General features: G+C 57.7%; 17 protein-coding genes. 6 read left to right on the top strand and 11 right to left on the bottom strand.

Features of this window, described 5'->3' with window-relative positions:
- Positions 1–86 precede the first annotated feature (86 nt).
- A complete protein-coding gene (gene cueR / locus FCN45_RS05070) occupies positions 87–503 on the top strand; it encodes a Cu(I)-responsive transcriptional regulator (protein ID WP_101762384.1) in 417 nt (138 codons plus the stop codon).
- On the opposite strand, the gene FCN45_RS05075 is transcribed toward cueR, so the two are convergent.
- The 5 genes from FCN45_RS05075 to tesA all read right to left on the bottom strand — a co-directional run bounded on the left by FCN45_RS05075 (position 479) and on the right by tesA (position 4,280).
- Positions 479–940 carry an NfeD family protein gene (locus FCN45_RS05075; protein WP_225608369.1) on the bottom strand — a complete coding sequence of 154 codons (462 nt, stop codon included), beginning with the start codon at positions 938–940 and terminating at the stop codon, positions 479–481. The genes cueR and FCN45_RS05075 overlap by 25 nt on opposite strands.
- On the bottom strand, positions 937–1,851 hold the full coding sequence (locus FCN45_RS05080) for an SPFH domain-containing protein (RefSeq protein WP_101762383.1): 915 nt from the start codon (positions 1,849–1,851) through the stop codon (positions 937–939). Before FCN45_RS05080 ends, FCN45_RS05075 begins: the two co-directional genes overlap by 4 nt.
- A gap of 63 nt (positions 1,852–1,914) precedes the next feature.
- Positions 1,915–2,769: a co-chaperone YbbN gene (locus FCN45_RS05085; protein ID WP_137385301.1), complete on the bottom strand. Its 855-nt coding sequence runs from the start codon at positions 2,767–2,769 to the stop codon at positions 1,915–1,917.
- A 79-nt stretch (positions 2,770–2,848) separates the two neighbouring features.
- On the bottom strand, positions 2,849–3,622 hold the full coding sequence (locus FCN45_RS05090; RefSeq protein WP_137385302.1) for an SDR family oxidoreductase: 774 nt from the start codon (positions 3,620–3,622) through the stop codon (positions 2,849–2,851).
- Between the two features lie 31 nt (positions 3,623–3,653).
- Positions 3,654–4,280 (bottom strand): multifunctional acyl-CoA thioesterase I/protease I/lysophospholipase L1, encoded by a 627-nt coding sequence (gene tesA, locus FCN45_RS05095; RefSeq protein WP_210421272.1) that lies wholly within the window; start codon positions 4,278–4,280, stop codon positions 3,654–3,656.
- Here tesA and ybbA point away from each other — a divergent pair.
- The 3 genes from ybbA to FCN45_RS05110 all read left to right on the top strand — a co-directional run bounded on the left by ybbA (position 4,248) and on the right by FCN45_RS05110 (position 8,174).
- Entirely contained in the window at positions 4,248–4,934 is a 687-nt protein-coding gene (ybbA, locus tag FCN45_RS05100; protein ID WP_101762379.1) for a putative ABC transporter ATP-binding protein YbbA, read from the top strand. The genes tesA and ybbA overlap by 33 nt on opposite strands.
- Positions 4,931–7,348 (top strand): putative ABC transporter permease subunit YbbP, encoded by a 2,418-nt coding sequence (gene ybbP / locus FCN45_RS05105; RefSeq protein ID WP_137385304.1) that lies wholly within the window; start codon positions 4,931–4,933, stop codon positions 7,346–7,348. The genes ybbA and ybbP overlap by 4 nt, the downstream gene beginning before the upstream one ends.
- A gap of 82 nt (positions 7,349–7,430) precedes the next feature.
- The gene (locus FCN45_RS05110; protein WP_137385305.1) at positions 7,431–8,174 is read left to right on the top strand and encodes a class I SAM-dependent methyltransferase; all 744 of its coding nucleotides are present in this window, start codon (positions 7,431–7,433) and stop codon (positions 8,172–8,174) included.
- Positions 8,175–8,290: 116 nt separating this feature from the next.
- On the opposite strand, the gene purK is transcribed toward FCN45_RS05110, so the two are convergent.
- The 4 genes from purK to ppiB form a co-directional block, all read right to left on the bottom strand.
- The gene (gene purK / locus FCN45_RS05115) at positions 8,291–9,355 is read right to left on the bottom strand and encodes a 5-(carboxyamino)imidazole ribonucleotide synthase (protein WP_137385306.1); all 1,065 of its coding nucleotides are present in this window, start codon (positions 9,353–9,355) and stop codon (positions 8,291–8,293) included.
- A complete protein-coding gene (gene purE, locus FCN45_RS05120) occupies positions 9,352–9,861 on the bottom strand; it encodes a 5-(carboxyamino)imidazole ribonucleotide mutase (RefSeq protein ID WP_110865667.1) in 510 nt (169 codons plus the stop codon). The genes purK and purE overlap by 4 nt, the downstream gene beginning before the upstream one ends.
- Before the next feature lie 131 nt (positions 9,862–9,992).
- Entirely contained in the window at positions 9,993–10,709 is a 717-nt protein-coding gene (locus tag FCN45_RS05125; protein WP_137385307.1) for a UDP-2,3-diacylglucosamine diphosphatase, read from the bottom strand.
- On the bottom strand, positions 10,709–11,203 hold the full coding sequence (gene ppiB / locus FCN45_RS05130; RefSeq protein WP_008103818.1) for a peptidylprolyl isomerase B: 495 nt from the start codon (positions 11,201–11,203) through the stop codon (positions 10,709–10,711). Before ppiB ends, FCN45_RS05125 begins: the two co-directional genes overlap by 1 nt.
- Positions 11,204–11,421: 218 nt before the next feature.
- On the opposite strand from ppiB, the gene cysS reads away from it, so the two are divergent.
- Together cysS and FCN45_RS05140 are read left to right on the top strand one after the other, a co-directional pair.
- Positions 11,422–12,807, top strand: a complete 1,386-nt coding sequence (cysS, locus tag FCN45_RS05135) for a cysteine--tRNA ligase (protein WP_110865669.1) — start codon at positions 11,422–11,424, stop codon at positions 12,805–12,807.
- Positions 12,808–12,840: 33 nt separating this feature from the next.
- On the top strand, positions 12,841–13,947 hold the full coding sequence (locus FCN45_RS05140; RefSeq protein ID WP_137386853.1) for an AAA family ATPase: 1,107 nt from the start codon (positions 12,841–12,843) through the stop codon (positions 13,945–13,947).
- A 25-nt stretch (positions 13,948–13,972) separates the two neighbouring features.
- On the opposite strand, the gene ybcJ is transcribed toward FCN45_RS05140, so the two are convergent.
- Complete coding sequence (ybcJ, locus tag FCN45_RS05145) at positions 13,973–14,185, bottom strand: ribosome-associated protein YbcJ (protein ID WP_007890771.1); 213 nt, start codon at positions 14,183–14,185, stop codon at positions 13,973–13,975.
- Positions 14,185–15,051 (bottom strand): bifunctional methylenetetrahydrofolate dehydrogenase/methenyltetrahydrofolate cyclohydrolase FolD, encoded by an 867-nt coding sequence (gene folD / locus FCN45_RS05150; protein ID WP_036648219.1) that lies wholly within the window; start codon positions 15,049–15,051, stop codon positions 14,185–14,187. The genes ybcJ and folD overlap by 1 nt, the downstream gene beginning before the upstream one ends.
- Positions 15,052–15,086 lie beyond the last annotated feature (35 nt).

The following is a 15,086-nucleotide window of genomic DNA, read 5'->3' on the forward strand; positions in this document are numbered from 1 at the left end:
TCAGGCTAATGATTTTGACTACATGCAAAATTTGCATTAGAACTACAGCCTAAACCTTCCCCTGAATGGAAGGTCAAGGGGGAAAAATGAACATCAGCGATGTGGCAAAAAAAACCGGACTCACCAGCAAAGCGATTCGCTTCTACGAAGAGAAGGGCGTGGTGACGCCGCCGTCGCGCGGTGACAATGGCTATCGCCATTACGCGGCGCATCATATTGATGAGCTGAATCTGCTGCGCCAGGCGCGTCAGGTGGGTTTTACGCTGGAAGAGTGCCGTGAACTGGTGACGCTGTTCAACGATCCCGCGCGCCACAGCGCCGATGTTAAAGCGCGCACTTTGCAGAAAGCCGACGAGATTGCTGCGCACATCGAAGAGTTACATGCGATGCGCGCGCGCTTGCTGGAACTGGCGGAGGCTTGCCCCGGCGATGACAGCGCAGAGTGCCCGATCATCAATCATCTGGCCGGTTGCTGCCATCACGCCGATGGAAAGCGCGGCTGAATCATCAGCGTAATGCCGACCACGCCAGTGACAATCACCGGCGTGCCCGCCGGCAGGTCGCTGTCCGCCTGCACGCGCCAGCTGCTGTCACCAATGCGTACGTGTCCAAGGCCGTTTTTCAGCGCATTATCCAGCGTCAGCTGCATGCCCATTAACTGGTTACCGCGTTGGTTAAGCGTGTTAGCGACCTGCGACGATTCGCGATAGCGCATCCAGCGATGCCAGAAGAACGCGCTGAACAACGTCATCACCGCAAACACAATGCCCTGACTGGTCCATGAGATGGGAAACAGCCACTCAATCAGCGCCACCGCGACGGCGGCTAAGCCACTCCACAGCAGATAACCGCTGGTGCCGAGCATTTCGGCGGCCAACAGCAGGCCGCCCAGCGTCAGCCAGAACCAGTGTGGATGCGCAATCAGCTCCATCAGGATCATGGTCTGCGCTCCGTCCGGTTCTCCTTCAGCAGTTCACTGATACCGGCAATTGAACCGAGCAGGCTGCTGGCGTCCAGCGGCATCATCACCACTTTGCTGTTGTTGGCTTCGCCGATTTTTTGCAGCGCGTCGGTGTATTTCTGCGCCACAAAGTAGTTCACCGCCTGAATATCACCGGCGGCTATCGCCTCGGAGACCATGCGCGTCGCCGTGGCTTCCGCTTCCGCCTGACGCTCGCGCGCTTCAGCTTGCAGGAAGGCCGAGGTGCGTTCGCCTTCTGCTTTGAGGATCTGCGACTGCTTGTCCCCTTCGGCGCGCAAAATCGCCGCCTGACGTACGCCTTCGGCGGCAAGGATATCGGCGCGTTTGGTACGTTCCGCCTTCATCTGCGCGTTCATCGCGGCGATCAATTCCTGCGGCGGGCGCACGTCACGAATTTCGATACGGGTAATTTTCACGCCCCACGGATTGGTGGCTTCATCAACGATATGCAGCAGACGCGTGTTGATGTTGTCGCGCTGCGACAGCATCTCATCCAGCTCCATGCTGCCGAGCACGGTACGGATGTTGGTCATGGTCAGATTCAGGATCGAGAGTTCAAGATTGCTGACTTCATAGGCGGCGCGCGCCGGATCGACAACCTGAATAAAGCAGACTGCATCAATGGTGACGTTGGCGTTGTCTTTAGAGATGATTTCCTGCGAAGGGATATCGAGCACCTGTTCCATCATATTGATTTTGCGACCAATACGATCCATGAATGGCACAAGCAAATTGAGGCCGGGCGCCAGGGTTTTGGTGTAGCGGCCAAAGCGCTCTACCGTCCACTGGTAACCTTGTGGAACAATTTTTACACCGGCCCACACGGTAACGAGTGCGAGCACAATGATGACGGGAATGACCGTTAACATATAACCTCCTGGCTGTCAGATTGTCGGGCCGAGTCGTTCGGCCCGTTTAACGCGCGGTACCGATCAGTACAGCAGCGAGTAAAGCTGGCGGCGATAGCGCGTGGCGAGGGTGTCGCCGGTGCCGAGTGCGGCCAAAATTTCCTGGAACATTTTACGCACCTGGCCGTCACCGACGCTGAGATCGCTTTTCAGGAAGCTGAATAACAACTCCAGCGCTTCCTCGTTGCGACCAACCTGATGCAGCTGTAACGACAGTTTAGCAGCCAGTTCGGCATTGGTCGGATCGCTGGCTAGCTGCTCCTGCAACAGCTGAATTTCTGGCGTATCGGCGGCCTGCTTTAACAGATCGATTTGCGAAATCAGGCTCTGATAGCGCGTGTCCTGATCCTGCAGCGGCACCGCATCCAGCACGGTTTCTGCCTCGTCGCTGCGGTTCAGGGTGATCAACACTTCTGCCAGCAGGAAGCCAATTTCGCTGTTTTTGTTACTCAGCTGCCAGGCGTCTTTCAGCAGCGGCAGCGCTTCCAGCGGTTTGCCTTCGTGCATTAATTGCATCGCCTGCTGCGCTTTAACTTCTTCTTCACGCGGCAACACTTTTTGCAGCAGAGCGCGAATTGCCTCTTCCGGCTGCGGTCCCTGGAAGCCGTCAACCGGCTGACCGTTCTGGAACAGATAAACGGTTGGGATCGAGCGCAGGCCAAACTGCGATGCCACCATCTGCTCTTTATCCCAATCCAGCTTCGCCAAAATAAACTGACCCGCATACTCCTGCGCCAGGCGATCCAGCACCGGCGTCAGTTCCAGACAGTGCTGACTGCGTTCGGACCAGAAATAGAACAGCACCGGCAGCTGCATCGACTGTTCTAAGGTCTGCTGCAGGTTGGATTCGTTGATGTCGATAATCAAAGCGTGTGACATGAATACGTCTCTTGTCAGAAAGTGTGTTGAGGATATGGGGGCAAGCTGCCCCGGTTCAAGTTTGATTCTGCGTTGCAGCTTAGTTGCTGCGCAAAATGCGATCCAGTATCCAACCTGGCAGCAGGCGTTTCAGCAGGCTCATCGCCCAGGCCACCAGCGTTACCGGATAGCGCAGGCGCGGATGTTTGCTCTCTAACGCGTGGCGCAGCTTCGGCAAAATCGCTTCCGGCGGCAGCGTGAAACGCGCAGCGATGCCCGGATTTTGTACCGGTTTATCCTGCTGGCCCTGATGCACGTTATCGGTGAAACGCGTGCTTATCGGGCCCGGTTCAATCAGGCTAACGCGCACGCCAGAGTCGCGCACTTCAAGACGCAGCGCATCGCTCCAGGCTTCCAGCGCCCATTTGCTGGCGGCATAGGCGCCGCGCCCCGGCGTCGAGATCAGTCCCAGTACCGAACTGGTATTGACGATGCGTCCGTTGCCGCTGGCTTGCAGCGCGGGCAGCAGGCGCATGGTCAGTTGGTGGGTGCCAAACAGGTTGGTAGAAAACTGCTTCTCTAACTGCTGACGTGAAACGCTGCTGAGCGGCCCATATTGACCAAAACCGCCGTTGTTAAACAGCGCGTGCAGGCGATGATCGGTGAGTTCCAGCACGCGATCGGCGGCGGCATCGACGCTGGCGGCATCATCGAGATCGAGCTGCACGCCAATAAATCCCAATGCTTCCATGCGCGCCACATCGTCGGCGCGGCGACAGGCGGCCAGCACGCGATAGCCGCGCGATAAAAGGTCATTTGCGGCGACCAAACCAATGCCGCTCGAGCAGCCGGTGATGAGAATTGTTTTTTGCATTTCTTTACCCGTTAAAAATCACACGCCTGCATTAATCATGCTTTACTAGCGGAGCCAGTTCGGTCGCCATCAGGTTGGCGATAAACGGCTGAGCATCCGGATTGGGGTGAATTCCATCCTGCTGCATCCACTCCGGCTTCAGGTAGACCTGCTCCATAAAGAAGGGCACCAGAGGAATGTCGTACTGCTGTGCCAGGCGCGGATAGATCGCGCTAAACGCTTCCGTATATCGACGTCCATAATTAGCCGGCAGACGAATCTGCATCAGCAGCGGCTGCGCTTTCGCGGCTTTCACTTCGTCAATCACTTTGGTCAGGTCTGCGGCGATATTCTGCGGCGGGAAACCACGCAGGCCATCGTTACCGCCCAATTCGATTAACACCCAGCGGGGTTGATGCTGTTTTAATAGGTCCGGTAAACGAGCCAGCCCTTGCCCTGCGGTATCTCCGCTGATGCTGGCGTTGACCACTTTGGGCTGCTGTTGCCACTCTTTATTCAGCAGGCTGGGCCAGGCCGCGGTGGCGGACATGCGATACCCGGCGCTCAGGCTGTCGCCCAACACCAGCAAGGTATCGGCGGCGGCGAGTCGGGACACCAGCAGAAGCAATAACAACAGGAAGGGATAATGCCAGCGGAAAACATTGTTGCAGTTCATCATCTTACTAAGTCCGTCGGTCAGGGAGAGCATCAGCTGACCATCCTTACCGGAGTTGAGCTGGTTGTCAAACCAGCTGAGACCATCGCCCTGATTGGCGAGTCCGGCTCGGGCAAATCCACGCTGCTGGGCATTCTGGCCGGACTGGACGACGGCAGCAGCGGCGAAGTGCATCTGCTTGGCCAGCCGCTACACAGCATGAATGAAGAGCAGCGAGCGGCGCTGCGTGCGCGTGAAGTGGGCTTTGTGTTTCAATCCTTTATGCTGGTGCCGACGCTGAATGCGCTGGAAAACGTGCAGCTGCCGGCGCTGCTGCGTGGCGACAGCGATCGCGAAAGTCGCCGCCAGGCGGTGGAACTGCTGACGGTGCTGGGTCTGAAAGATCGTCTGCACCATTTGCCGGCGCAACTTTCTGGCGGCGAGCAACAGCGTGTGGCGCTGGCGCGTGCCTTTAGTGGTCGCCCCGGCCTGCTGTTTGCTGATGAACCCACCGGCAACCTCGATCGTAAAACCGGCGATCGTATCGCCGATCTGCTGTTCTCCCTCAACCGCGATTTTGCCACCACGCTGATTCTGGTGACGCACGATGAACAACTGGCGGCGCGCTGCGACCGTCGCTTACGGCTGCGCGACGGCAAGTTGTGGGAGGAGTCATGATTTGGCGCTGGTTCTGGCGCGAGTGGCGTTCGCCCTCGCTGCTGATTGTCTGGCTGGCGCTCACGCTTGCGGTGGCCTGCGTGCTGGCGCTGGGCTCGATCAGCGATCGCATGGAAAAAGGCTTAAGCCAGCAGAGCCGCGACTTTATGGCGGGCGATCGCACGCTGCGCACCACCGCGCCCGCGCCGGAAGCGTGGCTTAACAAAGCGCGCGACGAAGGGCTGTCGGTCAGCAGCCAGCTGCACTTTATGACCATGACCTTCGCGCAAGAGACGCCGCAGCTGGCGGACGTGAAGGCGGTGGACAATGCCTATCCGATGTTCGGCACGCTGCAAACCGATCCGCCGGGCCTACGTCCACAAGCGGGCACGGTGTTGGTCGCACCGCGTTTGCTGGCGCTGTTGAATCTGAAAGTGGGCGACAGCGTGGATGTCGGCGACACCACGCTGCGCATTGCCGGGGAAGTGATTCAGGAGCCGGATGGCGGCTTCAATCCGTTCCAGACCGCGCCACGTCTGCTAATGAATCTGGCCGACGTGGAGAAAACCGGAGCGGTGCAGCCGGGCAGTCGTCTAAGCTGGCGCTATAAATTCTCCGGCGATCCGGCACCGCTGGCGCGCTATGACAGCTGGATCGCGCCGCAGCTAAAAGCCGATCAGCGCTGGATCAGCGTGGATAATTCGGAAGATGCGCTGGGCCGTTCGATGCAGCGCGCGCAGCAGTTTTTACTGCTTTCCGCCTTGCTGACGCTGATGCTGGCGATTGCTGCGGTGGCGGTGGCGATGAGTCATTACTGCCGCAGCCGCTACGATTTGGTGGCGGTGCTGAAAACGCTGGGCGCAACGCGCAAGGCGCTGCAGCGGCTGATTATCGGTCAATGGTTGGCGGTGCTGCTGCTGGCGGCGATTGTCGGGAGCGCCTTAGGGCAGGGCATTGAAGTGATTCTGCTGCTGATGCTGAAACCGGTGCTGCCGGGCGCGCTGCCTGCGGCGAGTTTCTGGCCGTGGCTGTGGGCGATCGGCGCGATGTTTGTGATTTCGCTGCTGGTGGGTTTGCGTCCGTATCGTTTGCTGATGGCGACGCAACCGCTGCGCGTACTGCGGCGGGATGCGGTGGCGAACGTTTGGCCGCTGCGATTCTATCTGCCGGCAATGGCGCTGGTGGTGATTGGCTTGCTGGCGCTGCTAATGGGCGGCAGCAAAATGCTATGGGCGCTGCTGGCGGGCGTGGTGATGCTGGCGCTGCTGCTGGCGTTACTCGGCTGGGGCACCTTGCTGCTGCTGCATCGGCTGGTGGTGCGCAATCTGGCGCTGCGCCTGGCGATCAACCGTCTGCTGCGTCAACCGGCGATGACGCTCAGCCAGCTGGCGGCGTTTTCGCTGTCATTTATGCTGCTGGCGCTGCTGCTGGTGATGCGCGGCGATCTGCTGGATCGCTGGCAACAGCAACTTCCGCCGGACAGTCCGAACTATTTCCTGCTGAACATCACCAAAGAGCAGGTGCCGCAGGTACGCGACTTCCTGGCTGGGCATCAGCTTAAGCCGGAGACCTTCTACCCAATTGTGCGTGCACGTCTCACCGAGCTAAACGGCAAAGAGGCCGATCCCCAGCTGGATAACGCGCTGAATCGCGAACTCAATCTGACGTGGCAAGCGGAGCGTCCGGATCACAATCCGCTGATTTCCGGTAACTGGCCGCCGCAAGCCGGTGAAGTGTCGATGGAAGTGGAGTTAGCGGATCGCCTCGGCGTGAAGCTCGGCGATAGCTTAACCTTCAGCGGTGACACGCAGCAGTTCAGCGCCAAAATCACCAGCTTGCGCAAGGTCGATTGGGAGAGTCTGCGGCCGAACTTCTTCTTTATCTTCCCGCCGGGCGCGCTCGATCAACAGCCACAAACCTGGCTGACCAGCTTCCGTATGGAGAGCAATCCGGCGCTGCTGGCGCAGCTAAATCGCGCATTCCCGACACTGAGCCTGCTGGATATCGGCAGCATGATGCGCCAGATTGGTCAGGTGCTGACGCAGGTCAGTCAGGCGCTGGAAGTGATGGTGGTGCTGGTAACGGTGTGCGGCGTGCTGCTGTTGCTGGCGCAGATCCAGGTTGGCATGCGTCAGCGTCGGCAGGAGTTGGTGGTCTATCGCACGTTGGGTGCCAGTAAACGCCTGCTGCGCGGCACCTTATGGTGCGAGTTTGCGCTACTTGGCGTGGTGTCGGGGATTGCGGCGGCGCTGGGCGCGGAAGCGGCGCTGTGGGGCTTGCAGCGCAAGATCTTCGATTTCCCGTGGCAGCCAGACTGGACGTTGTGGATCGCCTTGCCGATCGGCGGCGCGCTGCTGCTCTCGCTGTGCGGTGCCTGGTTGGGGATTCGGCTGTTAAAACAGAAGGCGCTGTTCAGAAGCTTCAGTGCCGGATAAGCAAAACGATTTGTCTTAAATTTAAGTTCTGGTCTGCGTGAGTCGACTCATGAAAGCAGACCAGACTTATTTAAGGCTAAACATGTCATCTCCACTTATCGTCAAATCCGTTGTTGAAATCGGCTGCTGTAAAGTCTGCCAGGGCGAGGCCACGCTGTATGGTGTGACCGATTTCAATACCATCTGTCATTCGGAAAATGCCAGTCGTTACACTTATCCGCTCACCGGCGTGGCGATTTATTATCATCAATGCCAGACCTGTGGTTTGGTGTATACCCACGCATGCGATGACTGGACGCCAGCGGATTATGCACAGCATATGTATAACGAGGCTTACGGGCAGTTTGATCCTAACTATGAGATCAATCGACCGATGAGAAATCGCGATCTGATTTTGACGTTATTCAAAAAATATCACGGCAAAAAAATGCTGGATTACGGTGGCGGCACCGGCACGCTGGCGCGCTTAATGCAGGAAGTGGGCATTGATATGGTGGCGTGGGATCCGTTTGTGCCCGGCGATTATCCAGAACTGAATTCTTATGAATTTATGACCAGTTTTGAGGTGTTTGAGCATACGCCGGATCCGCATAAAACGCTGGCAGAAGTGTCAGGTTTTTTGAAAAAAGGCGGAGTGTTTTTCTTCAGCACCGCGACCACTGACGAAGTGAGTCATTTGGGGATGAATGACTGGTATATCGCGCCGCGTAATGGGCATATCACGATTCATTCGGAAGCGTCGCTCGATGCGCTGTTTAAGGCGCATGGTTTCCAGATTACGCATCTGAATCGCTGGAGCCATGTGGCGATGAAGATGGTGGGGTAAGGGGAGTTCTGAGCGGGCTGATGCCCTCACCCCGGCCCTATCCCATAGGGAGATGTTAGCTCGATCGGTTCCCTCTCCCAGTGGGAGAGGGCTAGGGTGAGGGAAAAACAGCTGAACTACAGCTTTTCAACCGCCCACGCAATCCCGCTTGCATACGCTTCCGGCAGCAGCGGCACCAGCGCATTCAAGGCTGACGCCAGACGCGCGTGATCGCTATCGGTGAGATTAAGATGCCCAACCTTGCGGCCTTCACGCACCTCTTTGTCGTACCAATGCAGATGCACCAGCGGCTGCTGCAGCCACGCCAGATTCACCTCAGTACCAATCAGATTCACCATCACCGACGGCGCAAACACCACCGGCTTTGGCAGCGCCAGGCCCAAAACCGCACGCAGATGCAGCTCGAACTGGCTGATTGACGCGCCATTCTGCGTCCAGTGGCCGCTATTGTGCACGCGCGGTGCTAACTCGTTGATCAGCAAACCTTCTGGCGTAATGAAACACTCCATCGCCATCACACCAACATACTTCAGCTCATGCATGATGGCGCTGAGCATCGCTTCCGCCTGTTGTTGCTGTGCGGTATCGGCCTGCGGGAACGCCACGCTGATACGCAGAATGCCGTCCTGATGCAGGTTATGCGTCAGCGGATAAAACACCGTGCTGCCATCGTGCCCACGCGCGCCGACCAGCGACACTTCGCCGCTGAAGTTAATGCCTTGCTCAACGATGCATTCGCCGTAGCACTCATCCGGCAGCGCATCGGTTTCATTGGCGCGCAAACGCCACTGACCGCGGCCGTCATAGCCGCCGGTACGACGCTTTACAATCGCCAGTTCGCCAAGCGAGTTGAACACATTTGGCCACTCGGCTTTATCGGCCAGCAGCTGCCACGGCGCGGTAGCGAGGTTCAGCTGATCCAGCAGCTGTTTTTGCGTCAGGCGATCGGCCAGACGCGGGAAGATATCGCGATTTACAAAGGCCGGATGGCTCGCCAGTTCGCGGGTTAACGCGGTTTCCGGCCAGCGCTCGATCTCAGCGGTGATCACGCTTTCGGCGATCGGCAGCGCAGAAGGTTCCGCATCCAGACCCACCGGATACACCGCGATGCCCAGCGGTTCACCTGCCTGGCGCAGCATGCGGCCTAACTGACCATTTCCTAAGACGCAAACCGGCTTCATACGTCCTCCCGCGGATCCGGGTTGTTCAACACTTCATCGGTTTGCGTTTGACGCCAGTTGGCGATGCGCGTTGACAGCGCGCTGTCGTGGATCGCCAGAATCTGTGCCGCCAGCAGGGCGGCGTTGGCAGCACCGGCTTTACCAATCGCCAGCGTACCCACCGGAATGCCGCGCGGCATCTGCACGATGGAGTAGAGGCTATCGACGCCGCTCAGCGCCGCGCTTTGCACGGGCACGCCCAGCACCGGCACCAGCGTTTTCGCGGCCAGCATGCCCGGCAAATGGGCAGCACCGCCGGCACCGGCGATGATCACCTGAAAACCGTTGTCGGCTGCGGTTTCCGCGAAGCTAAACAGTTTGTCGGGCGTACGGTGAGCTGAGACCACTTCAACGTGGAAGGGAACATCCAGGCTGTTAAGAATTTCCTCGGCGAACTGCATGGTAGCCCAGTCACTTTTGGAACCCATGACAATGGCGATACGGGCCGGGGCGGCGTTGGATGACATGCGGTCAACTCCTGTGAATATGCAAACGAACCTGGCCGGGCGGGCAGGCGAAGAAGGGCACAGAGAATAGCATGAGATGGCAGCAAGGAAAACGGTTGCGTAGGCGGAAAACGGGCATTGATGCCCGGATTTCAGAAGGGGAATTCGATCAGGCTGACGCCGCTGGCATCAAGCTGAATCATCGATCCGTTCTCATGCCAGGCACCCAGTACCGCGCGCTCGGCGTTTTCGCCGTGCAGCGGGAAGGCGTGAATGGCGGGACGATGCGTGTGGCCGTGAATCAGAATCGCCACCTCTTGACGCGTCATCGCGGCTTCCACCGCGGACTGATTGACGTCCATGATGCTAACCGACTTGTGCTGATTCGCCTGCTTGCTGCCATTGCGCATGCGCGCGGCAATACGCATGCGCAGACGCAGCGGCAACGCGAGGAACAGACGCTGCAACCAGCGTTGATGCACTTTGGCGCGGAAACGCTGATAGCCTGCATCGTCGGTGCACAAGGTATCGCCGTGCATGATCAACACACGATGTCCGTAGCGATCGAGCACTTTCTCTTCCGGCAGCAGCGTCATGCCGCTGGCACGCGCAAAACGCTGGCCGAGCAGGAAGTCGCGATTGCCGTGAATAAAGAACTTCGGCACCGGCAGCGCCTTGAGCGCCGCAGCGATTTGCTGATGCAGCGGATTAGGATCGTCGTCGCCGATCCAGGCTTCAAACAGATCGCCGAGGATATAAAGCGCATCGCAGGCGCGCGCTTCACCCTGCAAAAAATGCAGAAAACCGGCAGTAATTGCCGGTTCTTCATGACACAGATGCAGATCTGCGATAAACAGCGTGCGCGACATTACTCGCTAACAGTCACTTTCTGGATGACAACATCTTCAACCGGAACGTCCTGATGCATGCCGCTGCGGCCGGTTTTCACCGCTTTGATTTTCTCAACCACGTCCATGCCTTCAACCACTTCAGCGAACACGCAGTAACCCCAGCCTTGCAGGCTTTCGTCACGGAAGTTCAGGAAGTCGTTGTCTGCCACGTTGATGAAGAACTGGGCCGTTGCAGAGTGTGGCGCCTGTGTACGCGCCATCGCCAGGGTGCCTTTGGTGTTTTTCAGGCCGTTGTTCGCTTCGTTGCGGATGTCTGCTTTGGTATCTTTCTGCTTCATGCCAGGCTCAAAACCGCCGCCCTGAATCATGAAACCGTTGATTACGCGATGGAAGATAGTGTTATCGTAAAAACCTTCCGCGCAGTATTCCAGGAAGTTCTTCACGGTAGCCGGCGCTTTGTCATCGAAAGTTTTGATTACGATATCGCCATGGTTCGTCTGGAAAGTGACCATTATTTTCTTCCTGTCAAGGTTGTCGTCAGTATCAACTGCCACGCCTGTAAGGCGGCGAGGCATTTTTGTAGACGCTTCTTATATCACAATTTCCAATAACGCGTCAGTAACCGGACGGCAGTTGGCAACCGAGCGATGCACAAGTCAGAAAAATACGGCACAATAACCGGCTACGCTGCAAGGGCGTATCCCGCAAACGTCACTAACGGAACCATTCAATGTTGAAGATCTATAACACCCTGAGTCGACAGAAAGAGGAATTTAAACCTATCCACGCCGGTGAAATCGGTATGTACGTGTGTGGTATCACGGTTTACGACCTCTGTCATATCGGCCATGGGCGTACATTTGTGGCATTCGACGTGGTGGCGCGTTATCTGCGTTACGTGGGCTATCAGCTGAAATACGTGCGTAACATCACCGATATCGATGACAAAATCATTAAACGTGCCAATCAAAACGGGGAAAGCATCGAAACGCTGACCAACCGCATGATCGCCGAGATGCACAACGATTTCGCCGCGCTCGGCATTTTGCCGCCGGATCTGGAGCCGCGCGCAACGCGCCATATCGACGAGATTATTGAGCTGGTCGGCAGGCTGATTGAGCGTAAGCACGCGTACGTGGCGGACAACGGCGACGTGATGTTCGACGTGATGAGCGACAAGGATTACGGCGTGCTGTCGCGTCAGGATCTGGAGCAGCTGCAGGCCGGTGCACGCGTTGAAGTGGCGGATGTAAAGCGCAATCCGATGGACTTCGTGCTGTGGAAGATGTCTAAAGCCGACGAACCGGCGTGGAACTCGCCGTGGGGCAACGGCCGTCCAGGCTGGCACATCGAGTGCTCGGCGATGAACTGCAAACAGCTTGGCACCCATTTCGACATTCACGGCGGCGGTTCGGACCTGATGTTCCCGCACCATGAAAACGAAGTGGCGCAATCCACCTGTGCGCACGATGGCCCGTATGTAAATTACTGGATGCACTCCGGCATGGTGATGGTTGATCGCGAGAAGATGTCGAAATCGCTGGATAACTTCTTCACCGTGCGCGATGTGTTGCAGCATTACGATGCCGAAACCGTGCGTTACTTCCTGATGTCGGGCCACTATCGCAGCCAGCTCAACTACGGCGAAGATAACCTCAACCAGGCGCGTGCGGCGCTTGAGCGCTTGTACACCGCGCTGCGACATACCGATGCCAATGCCACGGCGGCGGGTGGTGAAGAGTTTGAAGCGCGATTCCGTACCGCGATGGATGACGACTTCAACACGCCGGAAGCCTATTCGGTGCTGTTCGATATGGCGCGTGAAGTGAATCGCCTGAAGACTGAAGACAAAGCCTCCGCTGATGCGCTGGCGGCGAAACTGCGCCAGATCGCTAACGTGCTCGGCATTCTGCAGCAGGATCCCGAGCAGTTCCTGCAAAGCGGTGCGCAGGTGAATGACGATGAAGTGGCGGAAATCGAGCATTGGGTGAAAGCCCGTTCCGATGCGCGTGCAGCCAAAGATTGGGCGCAGGCGGATGTGGCGCGCGATAAGCTCAATGAGTTGGGCGTGATCGTTGAGGATGGGCCGCAAGGTTCCAGCTGGCGACGCAAATAACCGGAGAGGGCGAGAAATCGCCCTTTTTTATTGATGGCGATTGAACAGATTCATATTCACGGCTTCCGCTCGGTGCGCGACCTGACGCTACCGCTGCAACAGCTCAACGTGGTGAGCGGCCCGAACGGCTGCGGAAAATCCAACCTTTATAAAGCGGTGCGACTACTGCACGAAGCGGCGGGCGGACGTTTAGCGCTGGCGCTGGCGGAAGAGGGCGGCATCCAGAAAGCGATGTGGGCGGGGGGATTGCGGCGCGGCGATCGTCGCCACGATCCTAAACGTCTGGCGCTCGCGGTGGTGATGGATGATATGGATTATCAGCTTGATATTGGTTTTCCTGAGCCGTTAGCCACCAGCATGTTTAACCTCGATCCGCTGGTGAAAGAGGAGCGTATATGGATGAGCGGCCAGCGTCGGCGTCCTTCCTCCTGCATCCTGCAGCGGCAAAATCAAACCGCTTTCCTGCACAACGTTGAGGGCGAACGCGTTGCTTATCCTGCGGTGCTGCATCCGGAAGAGTCGCTGTTTGGGCAGCTTGGCGAGCCGCACCTTTATCCCGAGCTTTCCCAGGTACGTGAAAGGCTGCGCCAGTGGCGTTTCTATCATGAGTTTGCGGTGTGGCCCGGTTCGCCGATTCGTGCGCCGCAGATTGGCGTGCGTGCGCCGGTACTGAGCCACGATGGCAGCAATTTGGCCGCAGCCTGGGCCACAATTGTTGAACGCGGTCATTCCGAATTACTGCTCGAGGTGATGGCCGAAGCCTTCCCGGACACGGAATTTCACGTTGACGTGCAGAACGGGCGTTTTCAGATGCTGATGTCACGCCGGGGGATTTTGCGACCGCTGGAGAGCGCCGAGTTCTCGGATGGCACGCTGCGCTTTCTCTGCTTAGTGGTGGCGCTGCTCAGCCCGCGTCCGCCGGCGTTTATGGCGCTGAATGAACCGGAAAACAGTTTGCATGAAGATTTGTTGCCTGCATTAGCACGACTGATCGCCGAAGCCAGCCAGTTTAGCCAACTGTGGATCACCAGCCATTCACCGAAACTGGCGACGTTGATTGCGCAGCATACGGCGGTGAATCACATCGCGCTGGAGCAAATTGAAGGGGAAACTCGGGTGGTGGGGGAAGAGCGGATTTAGGCGCCCCGATTGGGACGCCTAAAGGTCAGGCAACAACCGTAATCTTAAAGCCCGCAAACTCGACCTTCTGGCCTTCAACAATCTTGCAGCGCTTACGCGTTTCAACTGCGCCATCGACGCGCACTTCGCCTTCCGCAATCACCGCTTTCGCCTGCGCACCGCTTTGCACCCAACCTTCGAGTTTCAGCAGGTCGCACAAATCAACGTGGGCATGTTTACCGAGAGAAAAACTGGCCATTATGCCTCCTCAATGTCGTGAAATTCTTCACACGCCGTTAGCGTGTTTTGGATCAGTGTCGCGACCGTCATTGGACCGACGCCGCCTGGAACGGGCGTAATGTACGAGGCGCGCTCAGCAGCCGCTTCGAATTCCACATCACCCACCACTTTACCGCTGTCGAGACGGTTGATACCCACATCAATCACCACCGCGCCCGGCTTGATCCAGTCGCCCGGAATAAAGCCCGGCTTGCCGACCGCCACCACCAGCAGATCGGCGTGCTCAACGTGATGACGCAGATCTTTGGTGAAACGGTGCGTCACGGTGGTGGTACAACCGGCGAGCAGCAGCTCCATGCTCATCGGACGGCCAACGATATTCGATGCGCCAACCACTACGGCGTTCAGGCCGTAAGTATCGATATTGTAGCGCTCCAGCAAGGTGACAATGCCGCGCGGCGTACACGGACGCAGCTTTGGCGCGCGCTGGCACAGACGACCAACGTTGTACGGATGGAAACCATCCACATCTTTGTCCGGCACGATGCGCTCCAGCACTTTGACGTTATCGATGCCGGCTGGCAGCGGCAGCTGCACCAGAATGCCGTCGATGTCGTTATCGTTGTTGAGCGTATCAATCAGCTCCAGCAGCTCGGCTTCGCTGGTGGTGGCGGGCAGATCGTACGAGCGGGAGATGAAGCCCACTTCATCACAAGCACGACGTTTGCTGGCGACATAGATCTGCGAAGCCGGGTTTTCACCCACCAGCACAACTGCCAAACCGGGCGCTCGTTTACCGGCCGCCAGACGCTGCTGTACTTTTTCGGCAACCTCAAGGCGCACCTGCTGCGCAATCGTTTTACCGTCAATAATTTTTGCTGCCATCAGAGAGGAAATCCATCTGTAGAGGGTTAGATCGG

The organism is Pantoea sp. SO10, assembly GCF_005281435.1.
In the GTDB taxonomy this organism is placed as follows: Bacteria; Pseudomonadota; Gammaproteobacteria; order Enterobacterales; family Enterobacteriaceae; genus Pantoea; species Pantoea leporis.